This is a genomic window from Flavobacterium sp. (genome assembly GCF_050696275.1).
Taxonomy (GTDB): Bacteria; Bacteroidota; Bacteroidia; order Flavobacteriales; family Flavobacteriaceae; genus Flavobacterium.
Genome location: NZ_JBOGUT010000017.1, coordinates 17,243 through 34,544 on the forward strand (window position 1 = coordinate 17,243; position 17,302 = coordinate 34,544).

Consider the following 17,302-nt stretch of genomic DNA (forward strand, 5'->3'; position numbering starts at 1 on the left):
GCTATGACAGAAACTATTTTAAGCCTATTTTTAGGCATCGGATTGGCTTCAGCAGCTGGATTTAGGGTGTTTTTACCTTTATTTGCGCTGAGTCTGGCTTCTTATTTTCATGTTTGGGAATTGAATGAATCCTGGCAATGGATAGGAGGAATTCCTGCTTTAATCACCCTGGGAATTGCTATGATTGCTGAAATTTTTGCGTATTATATTCCTTATGTTGATAATATTCTCGATACGATAGCTACACCACTGGCAGCTATTGCCGGAATAATAACTATGGCTTCAACATTAGTTGATATGAGCCCTATGATGACATGGGTTTTAGCTATAATTGCAGGAGGAGGAACGGCTACGGCAATGCAAGGAATGACAACCGTAACCCGATTGGCATCAACAGTAAAAACGGGTGGAATTGGAAATCCTGTTGTTTCCACTGCCGAAACCGGAACTGCAATAACATTGAGTTCTCTTGCTATTTTTTTGCCAATTGTGGCAATAGTAATAGTTATTTTATTATTTGTAATAGTGTATTGGGTTTATAAAAAATTTAGAAAATGAAAATAATTGCCGTTATTCCTGCACGATATGCCTCTACACGATTTCCAGCCAAATTAATGCAGGATTTAGGAGGAAAAACTGTTATTTTAAGAACATATGAAGCTGCTATCAGCACTCATTTATTTGATGATGTATTTGTTGTAACCGATTCCAATTTGATTTACGAAGAAATAATCTCAAATGGAGGAAAGGCCATTATGAGCATAAAAGAGCACGAATCGGGCAGCGATCGAATTGCCGAAGCTATTGAAAATATGGACGTTGACATTGTAATTAACGTACAGGGAGACGAACCGTTCATAAACAAAGAACCTTTAGAAAAGGTCATTGAAGTTTTTAAAAATGATTTGGATAAAAAAGTAGATTTAGCCTCATTAATGTTTGAAATTAAGGATGCAGCAGAAATTCAGAATCCAAATAATGTAAAGGTTATTGTCGATCAAAAAGGTTTTGCGCTGTATTTTTCACGTTCTGTGATTCCCTATCCAAGAGAAGAAAATGCAGGTGTTCGTTATATGAAACACATTGGTATATACGCCTTTAGAAAAGCAGCGTTATTAGATTTTTACCATTTACCGATGTTGTCTCTTGAAGCTTCTGAAAAACTGGAACAACTTCGTTATTTAGAATATGGAAAAAGAATCAAAATGGTTGAAACTACGCATGCAGGAATCGGAATTGATACTCCTGAAGATTTGGCAAAGGCCAGAGAAATTATAAAAGTAAGCGATTAATGACTGTTAAAGATAAGCTTCCTGTAAGTTATTTGCTTTTTACTAACAAAGGAAGAATCAACAGATTAACCTATTGGACTGCATCCGTTTTTATATGGACGGCTTTTTATATTCTTTTTAATCTATTGGAATTTTCTATTTCTTACACGGCTACTCTGGTTTTGTATCCTCTTTTATTTTGGGCATTAATTGCCACAGCTACTAAAAGATTGCATGACATTAATTACTCGGGAAAGTTAATAGGTATAATTTTAATTCCGGTTTTAGGCCCTTTGGCATTGTTTTTTTTGTTGGGATTTAAAAAGAGTAATGTTGATAAAAACAGATTTGGACACAACCCTAATTTTGCTCCGGATTATTTTAAAAATGAATATACCAACAAGATTCAGCCTTTGAAATCAGACGAAAGAATCATTAATGATGTAACTCAATTAAATCCGGTTGTTGTTTCAAAAATAGAAATTCCTGACAGTATTGAAGCTCTTCGGGATATTATTAAAAACACAAATAATCCTATTTCAATTGGAGGTGGAAAATTCAGTATGGGCGGTCAAACGGCTAGTTCCAATACTGTGCATATTGATATGAGGAAACTCAATAAAATTATTGATTTCTCTGCCAATGAAAGAACGATTAAAGTAGAAACCGGTGTTAGATGGTGTGATATTCAAAAGTATATTGACCCATATAATTTAAGTGTTAAAACAATGCAGACATATGCTAATTTTACTGTTGGCGGATCATTAAGTGTCAATTGTCACGGCCGTTATATCGGTTTGGGAGCACTCATTCTATCTGTAAAATCGATTGATATTATTTTAGAAAATGGTGATTTAAAACACGCTTCAAGAGAGGAAAATACCGATTTATTTTTTGCTTCTATAGGTTGTTATAATGCAATTGGAGTTATTGCTGCAGCCACATTTGATTTAGAAGAAAATATTGCTGTGGAACGAATTAATACTCTTATGAAATGCGAAAATTACTTGGATTTTTTCTTCAATAAAGTAAGAGAGAACAAGGATGTTATTTTCCATAATGGGGATATTTATCCACCAGCATTCAAAAAAATAAGAGGTGTAAGTTGGGTTAAAACAGAGAAAAAACCAACCGAAAAAAATCGTTTAATGCCACTTGAAGCCTCGTATCCATTGGAGAGGTATTTTATTGGAGCGTTCAGTAAAAGTAAATTTGGTAAGTGGAGGAGACAATATATTTACGATCCGATTTTATTTTATAAAACAAAAGTGCATTGGAGAAATTATGAAGCGGGTTATGACGTAGCCGAATTAGAACCGGAATCCAGAAAGCATAGTACTTATGTGTTACAAGAATATTTTGCCCCAGTTAAGAGGTTTGATGAATTTACAAATTTGATGAGTGAAATATTTAACAGACATCATGTTAATGTAATTAATGTTTCCATCAGACATGCTCACAAAGATGACGGCTCATTGCTGGCTTGGGCGCGGGAAGAGGTTTTTGCATTCGTAGTCTGGTATAAACAAAACACAGATGATATTGAAAAAAATAAAGTTGGAATATGGACGAGAGAGCTAATCGACGCTGCGATTTCAGTTAATGGGTCGTATTATTTACCTTACCAAGTCCATGCAACGGATAAGCAATTTCATCAAGCTTATCCAAAGGCAAAAGAATTAATGGAGTTAAAATCAAAAATAGATCCGAATTATAAATTCAGAAATGTGATCTGGGATACTTATTATCAACCTAAACAAAACCAACATGAACAATAAACCATCAGAATTTAAAGCCGTATTTTCAGACACTAAATGGAGTGATGATTTTTATAGCTTTTTACAGGTAATTTTCCATTTGTACCCGGAAGATAAATTTCATTATTTGATAGCTTCAATGAGTAAAGAAAAACCCTCAGATGAAGAAATATTTAAATCGATTCAAAATGATTTACCAAAAATAAAACCTTTTCTTTCTGAATTGACGCTGGCTCTTCCGGCATTAAAGAAGCAAAAGAGAGAAATGTCTAACCAGGTTTTACAATTACTTGGAAATAAAACTACTATTGATGGTTATTTAGAAATAGGTTCAACAGGAAGATACATCAGTGAGTTAAAAAAACATATTTCTCTTAAAGGGAAAATTTTCCTGACTAATGATGTTGAACCAAGTAATGCTATTGGTGATATTATGGAAAGAGGTCAGTTTGGTAAAATTGGACATTTTTTCAATTTAAATAATTATCAACCCATTAGTCAGAATGTAATTGCTGATGAGAGCCTTGATTTAGTGACTTGCCATATTGGATTACATCATTGTCCGCCAGAATTATTGGACGGATATTTAAAATCGATTAAAAGAATTCTTAGAAAAGACGGTTTGTTTATTATTAGAGATCATGATGTAAAAACGGTTGAAATGGCAACTTTTGTTTCTTTAGTTCATACCGTTTTTAATTTAGGTTTGAATGTTTCCTGGGAAACGGACAATGCTGAATTTAAATCATTTAAATCGGTTGAGGAATGGGTTAAAATCATTTCAAATTATGGTTTTCAGGATATGGAAAAAAGAATTTTGCAAGACAAGGATCCTTCGGATAATACATTAATTGGATTTGTAAAATATTAAAAATGAAAAGGTTACGAATACTAACGCTTTGTTCCGTTGTTTTGGCAGCAACTATTTTCTTTACCAAAAAAAGGAATCCAACAACTATTACCGAAGGGGAAGGATTGGTTATAAAAAAGGAATGGCTGACAGTAAGTAAAAATTCTAAAACTCCAAAAGAAAGTATTCGTCCAGCTGATCAAACATTTTTGACTTTCCCGGAATGGTATTTGGTTTTCAGTCCTGATGAACAAGCACAATATTTTAAAAACCAGACAGCTACAAGCTTCCCTTTTATGAGTCATATCAGACAAATTTGGGAAGGATATCATATTGTAAATGAGCAGATAAAAGGTAACTTTCCAACAAACACGGGCTATCACTTTATGATTTGGGTCATAGGATCAAGTGCTTCAGTAGAATATTCTATAAAAGCATGGTACGAAACGGTTATTGGCCGTTTAACAGATACAGGAGATTCAATTACTGATGAAGATCGGTTTAATGCTCAATATACACAGGATTATGTTGATTTTATTAAAGACAGGCCTTGGTATGAATTTGATTTTAAAAAACAGCTGACTTCTTTTTGGTCTTCACCTTCTTTTTTTGGAAATCATTTTTTTAGGAAGATCGAAAGAAAATATATGCTGACTTCAGAATTTATGGTGAAACTTGTCTACGGAAAATTAATTGGTCTTGGCACAGTAACGGTTTATGATACAGCATTGCCAACAACTGAAGTATTAGTAAACTTAATTCCTACGGCGGATTCAAATTTACAGATCAATAAAAAATATTCAGATCTTTGGCTGTTCCTGTAAAAAATTTAAACAAATTGCTTTTACAATTGGATGCGGATAAAATAATGGTTGAGCATATTTTTGATTTTTAGAAAAAAAGAATAATAATATTTTCTTCCTCTCATTATTATTTCCTGATTGTCATCGGGTATTTTTCCGGTTTCAATTTTGATAGTTGAGTTAATTTTCTTGGAAACATCATTCTGAAAAAATACTGTAAAGCCGAAAATAAATAAGTGTACATAAAAGTTTAATTGTCACAGTTTTTTAGTTATTAAAAATAAATAGCTCATTATTTCCTTCAATTTTTGATAAACGACGGATTCTGGTTTTTGAGGAATCGAAAAGTTTTTTAAAATCATCATTCCTCATTTGTTCCGTCTTTCCATTTATTATAGTATTAAATAATATAAAGCCATTTGGTTCCAAAAGAAGCAATACTTTTTCTATAAAAACTTTTTCAAATAAAAAATCAGGCATTACGTTGTCCTGAAAAATGTCAATAATGATTAATCCGAATTTTTGAGTTGATGTCTGAACAAAATTTTCAGCATCATCGATAACAATTTCCAGATTTTCAATTTGGTTTAAACCAAAATAAGTATTGGCGAGATCAATGGTTTCCGGATCAATTTCAACACCTGTAATTTTACCTTTAAATTGAATTTCATCAACTAAAGTCTTAATAACACTACCACCGGCAACTCCAAGAACTGCAATGTGTTTTAAATTTATAATATGTTCAAAACCAATCACATTCAAGCCATTTCTTAGTACACGCTGTAAACTTCCATAAGAAAAATTAGTATTCTTTGAGTCCAGAACCAATTGTCCGTTGTTCCAGGTTATTTCCAGATTATGGTTGATTTTAGATTTTTTTTGATGTATATTTATAGGTATAAAGTAGCTTAAAAGCTTTTTTATATTCATCACTTTTTATTTTCAGTTAGTAAATATAATGCTATTTTTGACCAAATTTTCCTCATGAAAAAAAAAGTATACCAGTTTATTTTCTTCAAATTAATGGGCTGGAAGATATCCGGAACTATAGCGCCTGAAATTAAGAAGTGTGTAATGATTATTGTACCACATACAAGCTGGCATGATTTTTACCTTGGCCTTTTTACCAGAGGGATAGTTGGGTTGGAAATGAATTGGGTTGGAAAGAAAGAATTATTTCAATTTCCGTTTGGAGCTTATTTCCGATGGATGGGAGGTGAGCCGCTGGATAGAAAGAAAAATGAAAATAAAGTTGATGCTATCGCAGAAGTTTTTCAAAATAAAGAAGTTTTCAGATTAGCTATTGCACCTGAAGGAACACGAAAAAAAGTAGAAGAATGGAAAACCGGGTTTTATTACATTGCACAAAAAGCGAATGTTCCGATTATTCCCGTAGCTTTTGATTTTGGAAAAAAAGAAGTTAAAATTTTCGAGCCATTTTTTCTGACAGGAAATAAAGAAGAAGATTTTAATAATCTGGAGAAAAATTTTATTGGAGTTGTCGGCAGAGTACCTGATTTTAGTTTTGTACCTAAAAAATAATTATTCAGGTGTATAGTTCTTAAAAGTTCCGTTTTTATAAAAAATCACAATTTGATCAATTTCTGAGTTGTTTTTTTGGTTTTCCAAAACTTGCGTATTTGAAAAGTTTTTTAAAAAATTTTCATTCATGCGATTTTTTTCCACCATAGGATCATCAGAAAATAAATCAGGCTGATTTTCAATTTTTGATTCTTCGGTTGTATTTTTTTCAATGGGAGTAGAAGTGACAGAAATTATTTCTTGATTAATTTCAGATTTAGGAAAATTTCCTTTTCCATTCAAAATCCAATACAAATCCACATCAGGAAAATTCTCTACAATTTTTAATATCAAATCTAAACTGGGTTTATTTCTGCCTGACAATAGGTGAGATAAACTTGATCGTTGCACACCTATTTTGTCAGCAAAAGCTGAAGCAGATAGGGAATAATAATCGAGTATAATTTCAAGTCTTTTTATAAAATCATCGATGTTTACCATTGTAAATTATGTTTAGTAAAGATGTGAGTTACAAATGTAAACAAAACAATTGAAATAACCTATTTTACAATTGTAAATATTAAAAATAGCTATTATCTAGGTTTATATAAAATTACATAAGTAATTGATAAATAACTAATTATATGTATCGAGTAAAATTGTAAATTAACATCAAAAACCAATGATAAGAAGTAACATTAAAAGGATAAAAACCTGTTTACAAAAGTAATTAAAATGAATAATTTTACTGTTTACAATTGTAAAATATAAGATGTTTACTTTTGTAAATAGAAAAAAACAGCCTATGAATTTTACCACATTATTTTCAGAAATTAAAGAATTAAAATTGTTTGGAAGATACGTTACAAACAATCATATTGAACCTATTTTAAAAGAGTTTCCGGACGAATTTAAAACTTCAGTTATAGGCAAATCTGTAAAAGAAAAACCTATTTATGCAGTTAAAATAGGAACAGGGAAAACTAAAATTCTCATGTGGTCTCAAATGCACGGTAATGAAGCTACAACTACAAAAGCATTATTTGACTTGTTTAATTTCCTGAAACTAAATACGCAGGAAGCAATTCAAATTAAAAATGACTATACCTTATTATGTGTCCCGATATTAAATCCTGATGGTGCTGAAGCGTATACACGAGTAAACGCTAATGAAATTGATCTAAATCGTGATTCGGTTAATTTGTCGCAACCTGAAAGTAAGTTGATTAAAAAGCTTTTTGAAGCTTTTAAACCTGATTTGTGTTATAATTTACATGATCAGCGCTCTATTTTTGCTGCCGGTCAGACGAGAAATCCTGCGACAGTGTCATTTTTAGCGCCCGCCTATAATGAAAACAGAGAAATTAACGAGGTTAGACAAAAAGCAATTGACATTATAGTAGGAATGAACGAAGAATTGCAGAAATATATTCCTAACCAAATTGGACGGTTTGACGATTCGTTTAATATTAATTGCATTGGTGATATGTTTCAATCGCTTGGTGTTTCAACAATTTTGTTTGAAGCTGGTCATTTTCAAGGAGATTATGAGAGGGAAGAAACCCGAAAATATATCTTTATTGGATTACTGTCAAGTTTGCTAAATAGTTATGAAAATGTAAAAAAAGAAGGAAATTTCGAGCGATATTTAAACATTCCTCAAAATAAGCCTATTTTTTACGACATTGTTTATAGAAAATTCAAAATAATTTGCAATTCATTAAATATAATTACTAACTTTGCCGCCCATTACAAAGAAAAGCTAGTTGATAATAAAATTGTGTTTGAAGCGTTCTTTACCGAAGTCGGTGAGGAAATAGAAAATTTCGGACACCAGGAATATGATGGAGAAGGAGGTATTTACTCCGATGATTCAGGTAATGTTCCAATTATTAACAAAAAAGCAGATTTTTATTTAAATAAAAACATAAAATTTGTTAATGGTTTGAAGAAAATGTAATAAATTTGTTACAATTTTAATCAAAATTTAAGTTTTGAGTTTTATTACTAAAGAAAATATAATATTAAATAGCTAATTATGAGTAAGTTTCGTTTAGATGAAGTTGACCATCAAATTCTTGACATGTTAATTGATAATACAAGAATTCCATTTACAGACATCGCAAAAAAATTATTAATTTCAGCCGGGACTGTACATGTTCGTGTAAAAAAATTAGAAGATGCAGGAATCATTCAAGGTTCTTCTTTAACTCTTGATTATGAAAAGTTAGGTTACTCGTTTATCGCTTACGTAGGTGTATTTTTAAACAACACATCACAGACTAAGTTTGTATTGGAAAGAATCAACGAAATTCCTTATGTAACTGTTGCTCATGTTACTACAGGTAAATTCAATATTTTTTGTAAAATAAGAGCAAGGGACACTAAGCATGCAAAAGACGTAATTTATATGATTGATGATATTGATGGTGTTTACAGAACTGAAACCATGATCTCTCTCGATGAAAGCATCAATGATAAGAAAAGATTAATGCATACGATTTTTAAAAATATGTAATTTTAAAAGACCTTTTTTAAGGTCTTTTTTTTATTTTTAAATCATGAAAAATTTACTGGAAACCGATTACGCCGATTATTACTCGTTATACATTGACCAAGTTGAAAATGACGATTGTATTGAAGCTCTTGAGGAGAATATGGCAGATTTTGTCAATTTTATTGAAAATAATATTCCTCCTGAAAAATATGAATATCGTTATCAGCCTGAAAAATGGTCAATCAAGGAAATTGTACAGCATATTATAGATGCCGAGCGGATTTTTTCTTACCGGGCACTGCGTTTTGCGAGATTTGACAGGACTCCAATTCCGGGATTTGAAGAAAATGATTATGTCCCTGTCAGCGAGTCTGATAAAAGAGAAATGAGCGATTTACTACAGGAATTCTTATTAGTGAGAAGAGCAACTATTAAATTATTTGAAAGTTTCTCAGACGATATGCTTTCAAGTAAAGGAATAGCTTCGGGACATGAGATTAAAGTTTTGGCCATTGGGTTTATAATTTCAGGTCACGCAATTCATCATCAAAAAGTGATCAGAGAAAGATATTTGAAATAATTTTTTTATTGAATTAAAGAAAAGCCTCCTTAAGAAATTAAGGAGTTTTTTTTGAAATAAAAAGTACCTGAAATTGATAATCTTCGTTTAAATTTGAAGAAACTATGATTTAAAATAGGAATAAAGTCAGCGAATGTTTATTATTTTTGCTTCTGTATTAAATTATTCTATGGAAAATTATTATCAGCTGCTACGTCAGCATATAGAAATGATTAATCCTTTAACTGATAGGGAATGGGAGTATGTCATGCCTTTTTTTACTTATAAAAAGCTAAAAAAACATCAATTTCTTTTGCAGAAGGAAGACACTGTGAAAAAAGAGTATTGGATTATAAAAGGGCTTTTAAAAACGTATGCAATAGATGATAGTGGTAAAGAACATATTTTGCAGTTTGCAATGGAAAATTATTGGACCAGCGACTATTATGCACTGCAATACCAGCTTCCCGGGAATCTTTATATTGATTGTCTGGAAGATTCTGAATTTTTCTGCTTACACTTAGAGGACAGAGAAGAAATCTGCAGAAATATCCCGGCGATGACTAATTTTTTCAGAGTCAAATCCAATTATGGCTATATTGCTTTACAACAGCGTGTTATGTCTTTATTAACAGAAACGGCCGAGCAGAAATACAACAATATAATTAAGAAACTTCCCAATCTCATACAACGGGTTCCAAAAAAGCTTTTGGCTTCTTATCTTGGAGTTACCAGAGAGACACTTAGCAGGCTTAAAAACTAGTATTTTTTAATTTCTTTTAAAATTTGATTTACATCACTTTTTATTGTTGATGTATCTCCTCGCATAGCCACGACAATCTGCTGAAATTTGCATTATAATTTTAAATAAATAATAAAATGCAAACGATACAAGAGCAGAGCACTGCGCCAGTGCAAAGCCAATTTACTAGAATACCTGCGGCTCTTTGGGCCTTAACAATCAGTGCCTTTGGAATTGGTACAACTGAATTTGTTATTGTTGGACTTTTACCAACAGTTGCTCAAGATTTAAATATTACCATACCTTCAGCAGGCTTGCTTGTCAGTCTGTACGCAATTGGCGTTGCGATCGGAGCGCCAATACTAACGGCCCTTACAAGTAATATTCCCAGAAAAAAACTTTTAATTGCCATTATGATACTGTTTATAGCTGGTAACGGAATTGCATCCATTGCTCCCGGATTTGTTACGTTGGTTATAGCTAGAATTATCACGGGATTTGCTCATGGTGTATTTTTCTCTATTGGTTCTACAATTGCAGCTGCGTTGGTTCCGGCGAACAGAAGGGCTTCGGCTATTTCTATAATGTTTACAGGGCTTACTGTTGCTATTGTAACCGGAGTGCCATTTGGGACCTTTATTGGTCAGCAATTTGGATGGAGAGCAACATTTATCGGTGTGGCGGTTTTAGGTCTTATCGGTTTAATTTCAAGTTGGATGTTATTGCCTTCTAAAATTAAAAATGAAAACAAAATGACTATTAAAGATCAGTTGAAAGTTATTAAAAATAGTCGCCTGTTACTTGGATTTCTTATGACGGCATTGGGTTATGGAGGAACTTTTGTAGCCTTTACTTATTTATCTCCGATTTTACAGAAAATCACAGGACTTTCAGAATCGATGGTGAGTCTCGTGTTAGTATTATATGGTATTGCTATTGCTTTTGGAAATCTTATAGGAGGAAAATTAGCAAATAAAAATCCGCTGAAAGCCTTATTGTGGATGTTTGTTTTTCAGGCGATTGCTTTACTTGTATTTACTTTTACGGCAAGTGATTCCATTTGGGGAATAGTGACTTTATTTATTTTGGGCGCCCTGTCATTTTCGAATGTTCCCGGATTACAGTTATATGTAGTGCAACTTTCGGAGAAATACCTGCCTGGAACGGAAGATGTTGCTTCAGCCTTTAATATTGCGGCTTTTAACGTGGGTATTGCAATGGGAGCTTATGTTGGTGGTTTGGTTGTAGAATCTTCTTTTGGGTTAAAATCTACTCCGTGGGTGGGAGCATTATTTGTGGCATTGGCAATTGGAGTAACTTTAATTAGTAAAAAACTCTCCAGAAAATAAGTGTAAGACACTAAAATGAAAACAATTTAAAAAATGCGTACAAACTATAATTTTAAAAAGAATAAACTGCTATTTTCGCTACTATTTTGGATTTAATGTAATCAGGAATTATAAAGAAATATAAATATCATTTCTAACGTAATAAATTGGGCATTAACTATTCGATCAATTTTTATGAATGAACTGATTGTTAGTCTGTTAGTAATTTTAATTATGTGCAAAATGATATTTTTATGCTTTCTTTTTTGTTTATCCTCCTACAATCAATCTCCAAAAAAAGAGTTTGATTTAAAAGAAAAGGAGGTGAAAAATAATAACAATCAAATCGTTTTTATATTTAAAAAGCAAAATCCAGAAAAGTTCTCAGATGATAACGTTAGTGTTTTAGGAAGTACTATTTATTATTCGGAAGAAAATGATTTTTCCAGCATTGAGCTGTCGCCTAATAATAAAATGAAGAGTGACACAATAGTAAAAAAGGTAGTCAGTAATAAAATATGTCTCTCGCATACCTATAACAAAACACAAAAATTTTTATATGAATTTCAAAAAGGGGATACCATTGTGTTTGATTATGAAAATGGCTACCCTTATGCATCTGTAATTAACCGTAAAACACTAAAGTTTGATACTAATTTTCTAAACGACATTAAAATTGAAAAGCCATTAGAAGACTTTCAGTTTATTGTTAAAAACAAAAGGATCAGAAATGAGAATGAGAGTAAAACTTATTTTAAAGATTTGAATGTTTATAGGGTGACAATTAGCAAATCCCTTGATTCACTGCTGAAAATAAATCAAATTTCTCAAAGTATTTATGAATTACACAAAGCTTCTAATACGTTTTTTGAAATGAATGCAAATAAGACCTTAATTAAATCAGCATCAATCGAAGATTTAAGAAGAGATGATTTGTTATACTTAAAAACATATAGGTATTTTTTAGAAAATTATGCGGTTGAGAAATTCAAACTGAAAACTCAATTTAGCAACAATCCTATGACTTGTAATTCTAAGGTTGCTTTTGATTCAATTGTAAAATCTTCAGTTTTTTCAAAAAGAGTTAAGGAAAGCTTATTGTATGCACATCTCGTAAATATAGCAGAGAATAATTCCAATGCAGATTTGAATGTTTATTTCCAAAAATTTCAAGGAATTGTTAATGATTCGGTATTAAATGAAAAGATCAAAAATAATTATTTGTTAGACTTTACGACTTTGAAGAATGAAGTAAAAAAAGTTTATTTTACGGATCTGAATAAAAATAAAAGTACATTAGAAAGCCTTATTTTAAAAAATAAAGGAAAAGTAGTATTTGTTGATTTTTGGGCGAGCTGGTGCGCACCATGTAGAGCAGCAATGCCTTCATCAAGGAAATTAAAAGAGAACTACAAAGGAAAAGAAGTTGTATTTGTTTATATTTCTATTGACACTGACTTTGAAAAATGGAAAAATGCTTCTGGAAAAGAAAAATTATCTGAAAATGACAACAATTTCCTTGGAATAAATTATCCTCATGCCCTTTTTTATAAAGGATTACAGCTGAAAACAATACCCAGGTATTTAATTTATGACAAAAACGGGAAATTGGTTCATCAAAATGCTCCGACTCCCGAGAGTAAAGAAATCAAAGAAGAGTTAAATAAATATTTGGAAGAGTAGTTTTGCTGGACTTCACACTATAAAATAAATTTCCTTTACTTCATTCTTTAAAATAGTAAAGTAGATAGTTATAAATTGATTAGGGAAAGTAGTTTTAAAAGTAAAAAAGGTTTTAATCTTCATTGTTTAAATGTTGACTAAAACCTTTTTATTTTGTACTGCAAATAAGCAGTTTCTGTGGGCGATGAGGGGTTCGAACCCCCGACCCCCTCGGTGTAAACGAGGTGCTCTGAACCAGCTGAGCTAATCGCCCGTAATAGGACTGCAAATATACAGTTTGATTTTAGAAAAACAACTGTTTTTGAAATAAAATTATTGTTTTTTCACATCTCTTAGAACAGCTCTGTCTTCGTAATTCTCAATAATGACTTCAATAGGCTGATTTTTAGTTGTTTTGCCAATAACGGTGTATAATTTTCCGTTAGAAAATTTAATGTTGCTTCTGTCAAAATCAACATCACCATATTCTAAAGTATTTTTGATATCAATAGTGTCCAGCCAATCTTCGGCGATTTTTTTAACTGCAATATCTGAATAAACAAAAGGTTTGGTTCTGATATTATTTAAAACCCTGTCATTTGGAAAATAAGTGCAACGGGTATGTTTTTGGTTCAAAACAAAAAATAAAAAGACACAACCTACTAAAAAACCAAAGAGGTAGTAACTCAATCTATAAGTAAACTTCATAAGAATTAATTTTCAGCAAAAGTAATAAGAATAAAGCTTAAAACACAATTAAGTTTATATCTCTGTATGTTAAATCGAACCATTCGCCAATGGTTTTATTGGTTAAAATGCCGTGGTAAAAATAGACTCCGTTTTTGAGTCCGCTATCGCAGCGAATGGCGCTTTCAATACCACCGTCATCAGCTATTTTAAGTAAATAAGGCGTGATAATATTACTGATGGATAGTGAGGCAGTTTTGGAATATCTCGAAGGAATATTAGGAACGCAATAATGGATTACTCCATTTTTAATAAATGTTGGGTTTTCGTGTGTTGTAATCTCAGAGGTTTCGAAACAACCGCCTGTGTCAATACTTACATCTACAATTACGGCCCCTTTTTTCATGTGTTCAACCATAGTTTCAGTTACCACAATTGGTGTTCGGTATTTTCCACGCATTGCGCCAATTGCCACATCACAGCGTCTTAGTGATTTTATTAATGTTTTATTTTGAATGGTTGAAGTGAAGATTCTTTGGTTCAGATTGTTTTGCAGACGGCGTAGCTTTGTAATTGAATTATCGAAAACTTTTACGCTTGCTCCAAGACCGATAGCGGTTCTTGCAGCATATTCGGCTACTGTTCCTGCTCCTAGAATTACAACTTCTGTTGGCGGCACTCCGGTAATATTCCCTAAGAGTAATCCGTTACCTGATTTACTGGCAGTCATTAATTCGGCGGCGACAAGTACAGAAGCAGTTCCGGCAATCTCGCTCAATGATTTTACAGCAGGGAAGGAGCCGTCTTCGTCTTTTATGTATTCAAATGCCAGGGCAGTGATTTTTTTCTTTTTGAGTGCTTCGAAATATTCTTTTTTTCTGGTTTTTAATTGAATAGCGGAAATGATAATGGCCTGTTGGTTCATCATTTCGATTTCTGTCAAAGTTGCCGGTTCCACTTTTAAAATCATAGGACAGCTCAGTACCTTTTGAGTATCGTTAGTGATTTCAGCTCCGGCATCGCAGTAGTCTTTATCGGAATAACTGGAATTTTCTCCGGCTCCGGCTTCAATTAAAACTCTATGGCCATGAGAAGTGATGGCATTTACGGCGTCCGGAGTCAGGCAAATGCGGCGTTCCTGATAAGAAGTTTCTTTAGGAATCCCTACAAATAATTCACTTTTATGTTTAGCGATTTCAAGTTTTTCTTCTTGTGGAAGTAATTGTTGTTTGCTAAAAGGGGTAATGGCCATAATGAAATTATTATTTGGCACAAATTACAAAATTTCTCACAATTATCGAAGTTCTATTAATCTTTTACCATCATTTAAAATAGAAATGGTGATGATTGAGTGTTTTTCCGGAATTAAATCCGAAATTTTCTCTGCCCATTCTATAAAGCACCAATTTCCGGAATAGAGGTATTCATCGATACCCATGTCAAGTGCTTCTGTTTGGTTTTTTAATCGATAAACATCAAAATGATAAACCAATTGATTTGAAGTAGTTTGATATTCGTTAACTAAAGAAAAAGTTGGACTGCTTGTAGGATTTTCAACTCCCAGATTTTTGCATAAAGCTTTGATGAAAGTTGTTTTTCCGGCGCCCATTTCGCCATTGAAAAGGATTACTTTTTCCGGGTTTCCTGCGATTACTTTTTGCGCTGCTTTGTTAATTTGATCAAGATTAAATTCGATTTTCATTTTATTTCTTCGGGCTAAAAACTAAAAAGGGTACAATCATTTCTTCCAGTGAAATTCCTCCGTGCTGGTACGTATTTCTGTAATAACTCACATAGTGATTGTAATTATTCACATAAGCCAAAAAGTAATCGTTTTTGGCAAAAATGTACGAACTCGTCATGTTGATTACAGGTAAGCCAATCTTTTTAGGATCTCTTGCAGCATAAACATCTTTGTTTTCATAGGTTAGACTACGACCGGTTTTGTATCTTAAGTTTAAACTGGTGTTTTTGTCTCCAATTACTTTTGAAGGATTTTTACAATTAATCGTACCGTGGTCTGTAGTAATAATCAGTTTAAATCCAAGTCTTTGCGCTTGTTGAATGATTTCCAGTAAAGGTGAGTTTTTGAACCAGCTTAATGTTAGTGAGCGGTAAGCCTTATCATCTGCTGCCAGTTCTTTGACTACGTCCATGTCTGTTTTTGCATGGGAAAGCATGTCGACAAAATTGTAAACTACCGTTACCAGTTTGTTGTCTTTGAGTGCTTTGAAGTTTTCAGCCAATTTCTTTCCGTTGGAGAAGTTGGTAATCTTAAAGTACTCATGATTGATGTTTAATCCTAATCTTTTTAATTGCGCAGTAAGGAATTCAGCTTCGTAAAGGTTCTTTCCGCCATCTTCGACATCGTTTTTCCAGTATTGCGGAAATTGTTTTTCCATATCAAGCGGTAATAAACCTGAGAAAATTGCGTTTCTGGCGTATTGCGTTGCGGTAGGAAGGATAGCGAAATAGGGAGTTTCTGCCTCTAATTTATAATGATTGTTGACTACGCTTTCAAAAGCTTTCCATTGGTCATAACGAAGGTTATCGATGACTACAAAAAGAACATTTTCAGGCTTTTTAAGTTCAGGAACTACTAATTCTTTGAATAAATTGTGGGACTGAATTGGTTTTTGTGCTTTTGGCTCGAACCAGTCTTCGTAATTTTTCTCAATGAATTTGCCGAATTGCGAATTGGCTTCCGCTTTTTGTGATTCGAGGATCTGAAACATATTCTGATCGTCTATATCTTCTAATTCGAGTTCCCAGAAGATTAGTTTTTTATAAAGTTCCACCCATTCTTCATAAGAATTGACCATGGCCATTTCCATGGCTATTTTGCGGAATTCCTTTTGATAATCTAACGTGGTTTTTTCTGATATCAATCGGGAGTGATCCAAGTTCTTTTTTAAGCTTAGAAGGATCTGGTTAGGATTGACAGGTTTAATCAGGTAATCGGCTATTTTGGAACCGATGGCTTCTTCCATGATGTATTCCTCTTCACTTTTTGTAATCATGATTACGGGAGTAGAAGATTTTTTCTCTTTCATTTCGGCTAACGTTTCCAGGCCACTCATTCCGGGCATATTTTCGTCAAGAAAAACAATATCGAAGTTTTCTTCCTGAAATAAATCGACGGCGTCACGACCGTTATTACATGTGGTTACATTATAATTTTTCTTTTCCAGGAATAATATATGTGGCTTTAATAAGTCGATTTCGTCATCGACCCAAAGTATTTTGATGTCCATAATAATTTTAATTTCTGTTGCAATTTACTATTTATTAAACACAGGATTCACAAATTTATTATAAAAAACTATTTTTATTTTTCAGTTTATAAAGCCGTATTCTGTTTGTTTTTGGGTTGTTTCGGCATTGTGGCAGATGAAAATGGTTTAACTGAAACAGAGGATGCTCCATCTGAAACTGCAGACACGAAATCTGTCAAAGCAGGTGCTCCAACTTATAAAGCAGGTGCTCCATCTGAAACTGCAGACACGAAATCTATCAAAGCAGGTGCTTCAACTTATAAAGCAGGTGCTCCATCTGAAACTGCAGACACGAAATCTGTTAAAGAAAACGCTTCAACGGTAACTGCTTTGTTGTAAATAATTGCAGG

General features: G+C 32.7%; 19 protein-coding genes and 1 tRNA gene. 13 read left to right on the top strand and 7 right to left on the bottom strand.

All coding sequences use genetic code 11. The features are described 5' to 3' along the window. Positions 1–3: 3 nt before the first annotated feature. Genes ACRDEC_RS10000 through ACRDEC_RS10020 form a run of 5 tightly spaced genes read left to right on the top strand, consistent with a single transcriptional unit; the run spans position 4 to position 4,702 of the window. Positions 4–558 carry a DUF4126 domain-containing protein gene (locus tag ACRDEC_RS10000; RefSeq protein WP_431498197.1) on the top strand — a complete coding sequence of 185 codons (555 nt, stop codon included), beginning with the start codon at positions 4–6 and terminating at the stop codon, positions 556–558. Continuing rightward, on the top strand, positions 555–1,292 hold the full coding sequence (gene kdsB / locus ACRDEC_RS10005; RefSeq protein ID WP_431498198.1) for a 3-deoxy-manno-octulosonate cytidylyltransferase: 738 nt from the start codon (positions 555–557) through the stop codon (positions 1,290–1,292). Before ACRDEC_RS10000 ends, kdsB begins: the two co-directional genes overlap by 4 nt. Next, positions 1,292–3,049, top strand: a complete 1,758-nt coding sequence (locus ACRDEC_RS10010; protein WP_431498199.1) for an FAD-binding protein — start codon at positions 1,292–1,294, stop codon at positions 3,047–3,049. The genes kdsB and ACRDEC_RS10010 overlap by 1 nt, the downstream gene beginning before the upstream one ends. Then, complete coding sequence (locus ACRDEC_RS10015; protein ID WP_431498200.1) at positions 3,039–3,899, top strand: methyltransferase domain-containing protein; 861 nt, start codon at positions 3,039–3,041, stop codon at positions 3,897–3,899. The genes ACRDEC_RS10010 and ACRDEC_RS10015 overlap by 11 nt, the downstream gene beginning before the upstream one ends. Before the next feature lie 2 nt (positions 3,900–3,901). Further along, entirely contained in the window at positions 3,902–4,702 is an 801-nt protein-coding gene (locus tag ACRDEC_RS10020; RefSeq protein ID WP_431498201.1) for a hypothetical protein, read from the top strand. 246 nt (positions 4,703–4,948) lie between these two features. Here the strand turns inward: ACRDEC_RS10020 and ACRDEC_RS10025 are convergent, their stop codons facing one another. Next, positions 4,949–5,611 carry a spermidine synthase gene (locus ACRDEC_RS10025; RefSeq protein WP_431498202.1) on the bottom strand — a complete coding sequence of 221 codons (663 nt, stop codon included), beginning with the start codon at positions 5,609–5,611 and terminating at the stop codon, positions 4,949–4,951. A gap of 54 nt (positions 5,612–5,665) precedes the next feature. Here ACRDEC_RS10025 and ACRDEC_RS10030 point away from each other — a divergent pair, with 54 nt between their 5' ends. Further along, positions 5,666–6,223 carry a 1-acyl-sn-glycerol-3-phosphate acyltransferase gene (locus ACRDEC_RS10030; protein WP_431498203.1) on the top strand — a complete coding sequence of 186 codons (558 nt, stop codon included), beginning with the start codon at positions 5,666–5,668 and terminating at the stop codon, positions 6,221–6,223. Here ACRDEC_RS10030 and ACRDEC_RS10035 read toward each other — a convergent pair whose 3' ends face one another. Then, complete coding sequence (locus ACRDEC_RS10035) at positions 6,224–6,703, bottom strand: helix-turn-helix domain-containing protein (RefSeq protein WP_431498204.1); 480 nt, start codon at positions 6,701–6,703, stop codon at positions 6,224–6,226. A gap of 304 nt (positions 6,704–7,007) precedes the next feature. On the opposite strand from ACRDEC_RS10035, the gene ACRDEC_RS10040 reads away from it, so the two are divergent. The 6 genes from ACRDEC_RS10040 to ACRDEC_RS10065 all read left to right on the top strand — a co-directional run bounded on the left by ACRDEC_RS10040 (position 7,008) and on the right by ACRDEC_RS10065 (position 13,011). Next, positions 7,008–8,162, top strand: a complete 1,155-nt coding sequence (locus ACRDEC_RS10040) for a M14 family metallopeptidase (protein ID WP_431498205.1) — start codon at positions 7,008–7,010, stop codon at positions 8,160–8,162. A 78-nt stretch (positions 8,163–8,240) separates the two neighbouring features. Further along, positions 8,241–8,720 (top strand): Lrp/AsnC family transcriptional regulator, encoded by a 480-nt coding sequence (locus ACRDEC_RS10045; RefSeq protein WP_310557498.1) that lies wholly within the window; start codon positions 8,241–8,243, stop codon positions 8,718–8,720. A gap of 43 nt (positions 8,721–8,763) precedes the next feature. Beyond that, positions 8,764–9,279: a DinB family protein gene (locus ACRDEC_RS10050; protein ID WP_431498206.1), complete on the top strand. Its 516-nt coding sequence runs from the start codon at positions 8,764–8,766 to the stop codon at positions 9,277–9,279. A gap of 133 nt (positions 9,280–9,412) precedes the next feature. After that, a complete protein-coding gene (locus ACRDEC_RS10055; RefSeq protein WP_431498207.1) occupies positions 9,413–10,021 on the top strand; it encodes a Crp/Fnr family transcriptional regulator in 609 nt (202 codons plus the stop codon). A gap of 116 nt (positions 10,022–10,137) precedes the next feature. Beyond that, positions 10,138–11,349, top strand: coding sequence for an MFS transporter (locus tag ACRDEC_RS10060; RefSeq protein ID WP_431498208.1), 1,212 nt, complete (start codon positions 10,138–10,140; stop codon positions 11,347–11,349). 303 nt (positions 11,350–11,652) lie between these two features. After that, positions 11,653–13,011, top strand: a complete 1,359-nt coding sequence (locus ACRDEC_RS10065; RefSeq protein WP_431498209.1) for a TlpA family protein disulfide reductase — start codon at positions 11,653–11,655, stop codon at positions 13,009–13,011. Positions 13,012–13,189: 178 nt separating this feature from the next. Here ACRDEC_RS10065 and ACRDEC_RS10070 read toward each other — a convergent pair. The 5 genes from ACRDEC_RS10070 to ACRDEC_RS10090 form a co-directional block, all read right to left on the bottom strand. Then, positions 13,190–13,264: transfer RNA gene (locus ACRDEC_RS10070), tRNA-Val, on the bottom strand. 59 nt (positions 13,265–13,323) lie between these two features. Continuing rightward, positions 13,324–13,698, bottom strand: a complete 375-nt coding sequence (locus tag ACRDEC_RS10075) for a DUF4258 domain-containing protein (RefSeq protein WP_431498210.1) — start codon at positions 13,696–13,698, stop codon at positions 13,324–13,326. A gap of 37 nt (positions 13,699–13,735) precedes the next feature. Next, entirely contained in the window at positions 13,736–14,929 is a 1,194-nt protein-coding gene (locus ACRDEC_RS10080) for an alanine dehydrogenase (RefSeq protein ID WP_431498211.1), read from the bottom strand. Positions 14,930–14,971: 42 nt separating this feature from the next. Then, complete coding sequence (tsaE, locus tag ACRDEC_RS10085) at positions 14,972–15,379, bottom strand: tRNA (adenosine(37)-N6)-threonylcarbamoyltransferase complex ATPase subunit type 1 TsaE (RefSeq protein WP_431498212.1); 408 nt, start codon at positions 15,377–15,379, stop codon at positions 14,972–14,974. Position 15,380: 1 nt separating this feature from the next. After that, positions 15,381–16,931, bottom strand: a complete 1,551-nt coding sequence (locus ACRDEC_RS10090) for a response regulator (RefSeq protein WP_431498213.1) — start codon at positions 16,929–16,931, stop codon at positions 15,381–15,383. A 129-nt stretch (positions 16,932–17,060) separates the two neighbouring features. On the opposite strand from ACRDEC_RS10090, the gene ACRDEC_RS10095 reads away from it, so the two are divergent. After that, on the top strand, positions 17,061–17,291 hold the full coding sequence (locus tag ACRDEC_RS10095; protein ID WP_431498214.1) for a hypothetical protein: 231 nt from the start codon (positions 17,061–17,063) through the stop codon (positions 17,289–17,291). Positions 17,292–17,302 lie beyond the last annotated feature (11 nt).

Coding starts and splice junctions, on each gene's coding strand:
- ACRDEC_RS10090 (WP_431498213.1), bottom strand. CDS start 16,931: ATGGACATCAAAATACTTTGGGTCGATGACGAAATCGACTTATTAAAG.
- ACRDEC_RS10010 (WP_431498199.1), top strand. CDS start 1,292: ATGACTGTTAAAGATAAGCTTCCTGTAAGTTATTTGCTTTTTACTAAC.
- ACRDEC_RS10030 (WP_431498203.1), top strand. CDS start 5,666: ATGAAAAAAAAAGTATACCAGTTTATTTTCTTCAAATTAATGGGCTGG.
- ACRDEC_RS10075 (WP_431498210.1), bottom strand. CDS start 13,698: ATGAAGTTTACTTATAGATTGAGTTACTACCTCTTTGGTTTTTTAGTA.
- ACRDEC_RS10025 (WP_431498202.1), bottom strand. CDS start 5,611: ATGAATATAAAAAAGCTTTTAAGCTACTTTATACCTATAAATATACAT.
- ACRDEC_RS10055 (WP_431498207.1), top strand. CDS start 9,413: ATGTTTATTATTTTTGCTTCTGTATTAAATTATTCTATGGAAAATTAT.
- ACRDEC_RS10080 (WP_431498211.1), bottom strand. CDS start 14,929: ATGGCCATTACCCCTTTTAGCAAACAACAATTACTTCCACAAGAAGAA.
- ACRDEC_RS10015 (WP_431498200.1), top strand. CDS start 3,039: ATGAACAATAAACCATCAGAATTTAAAGCCGTATTTTCAGACACTAAA.
- ACRDEC_RS10045 (WP_310557498.1), top strand. CDS start 8,241: ATGAGTAAGTTTCGTTTAGATGAAGTTGACCATCAAATTCTTGACATG.
- ACRDEC_RS10035 (WP_431498204.1), bottom strand. CDS start 6,703: ATGGTAAACATCGATGATTTTATAAAAAGACTTGAAATTATACTCGAT.
- ACRDEC_RS10020 (WP_431498201.1), top strand. CDS start 3,902: ATGAAAAGGTTACGAATACTAACGCTTTGTTCCGTTGTTTTGGCAGCA.
- ACRDEC_RS10040 (WP_431498205.1), top strand. CDS start 7,008: ATGAATTTTACCACATTATTTTCAGAAATTAAAGAATTAAAATTGTTT.
- tsaE (WP_431498212.1), bottom strand. CDS start 15,379: ATGAAAATCGAATTTAATCTTGATCAAATTAACAAAGCAGCGCAAAAA.
- ACRDEC_RS10050 (WP_431498206.1), top strand. CDS start 8,764: ATGAAAAATTTACTGGAAACCGATTACGCCGATTATTACTCGTTATAC.
- kdsB (WP_431498198.1), top strand. CDS start 555: ATGAAAATAATTGCCGTTATTCCTGCACGATATGCCTCTACACGATTT.
- ACRDEC_RS10000 (WP_431498197.1), top strand. CDS start 4: ATGACAGAAACTATTTTAAGCCTATTTTTAGGCATCGGATTGGCTTCA.
- ACRDEC_RS10060 (WP_431498208.1), top strand. CDS start 10,138: ATGCAAACGATACAAGAGCAGAGCACTGCGCCAGTGCAAAGCCAATTT.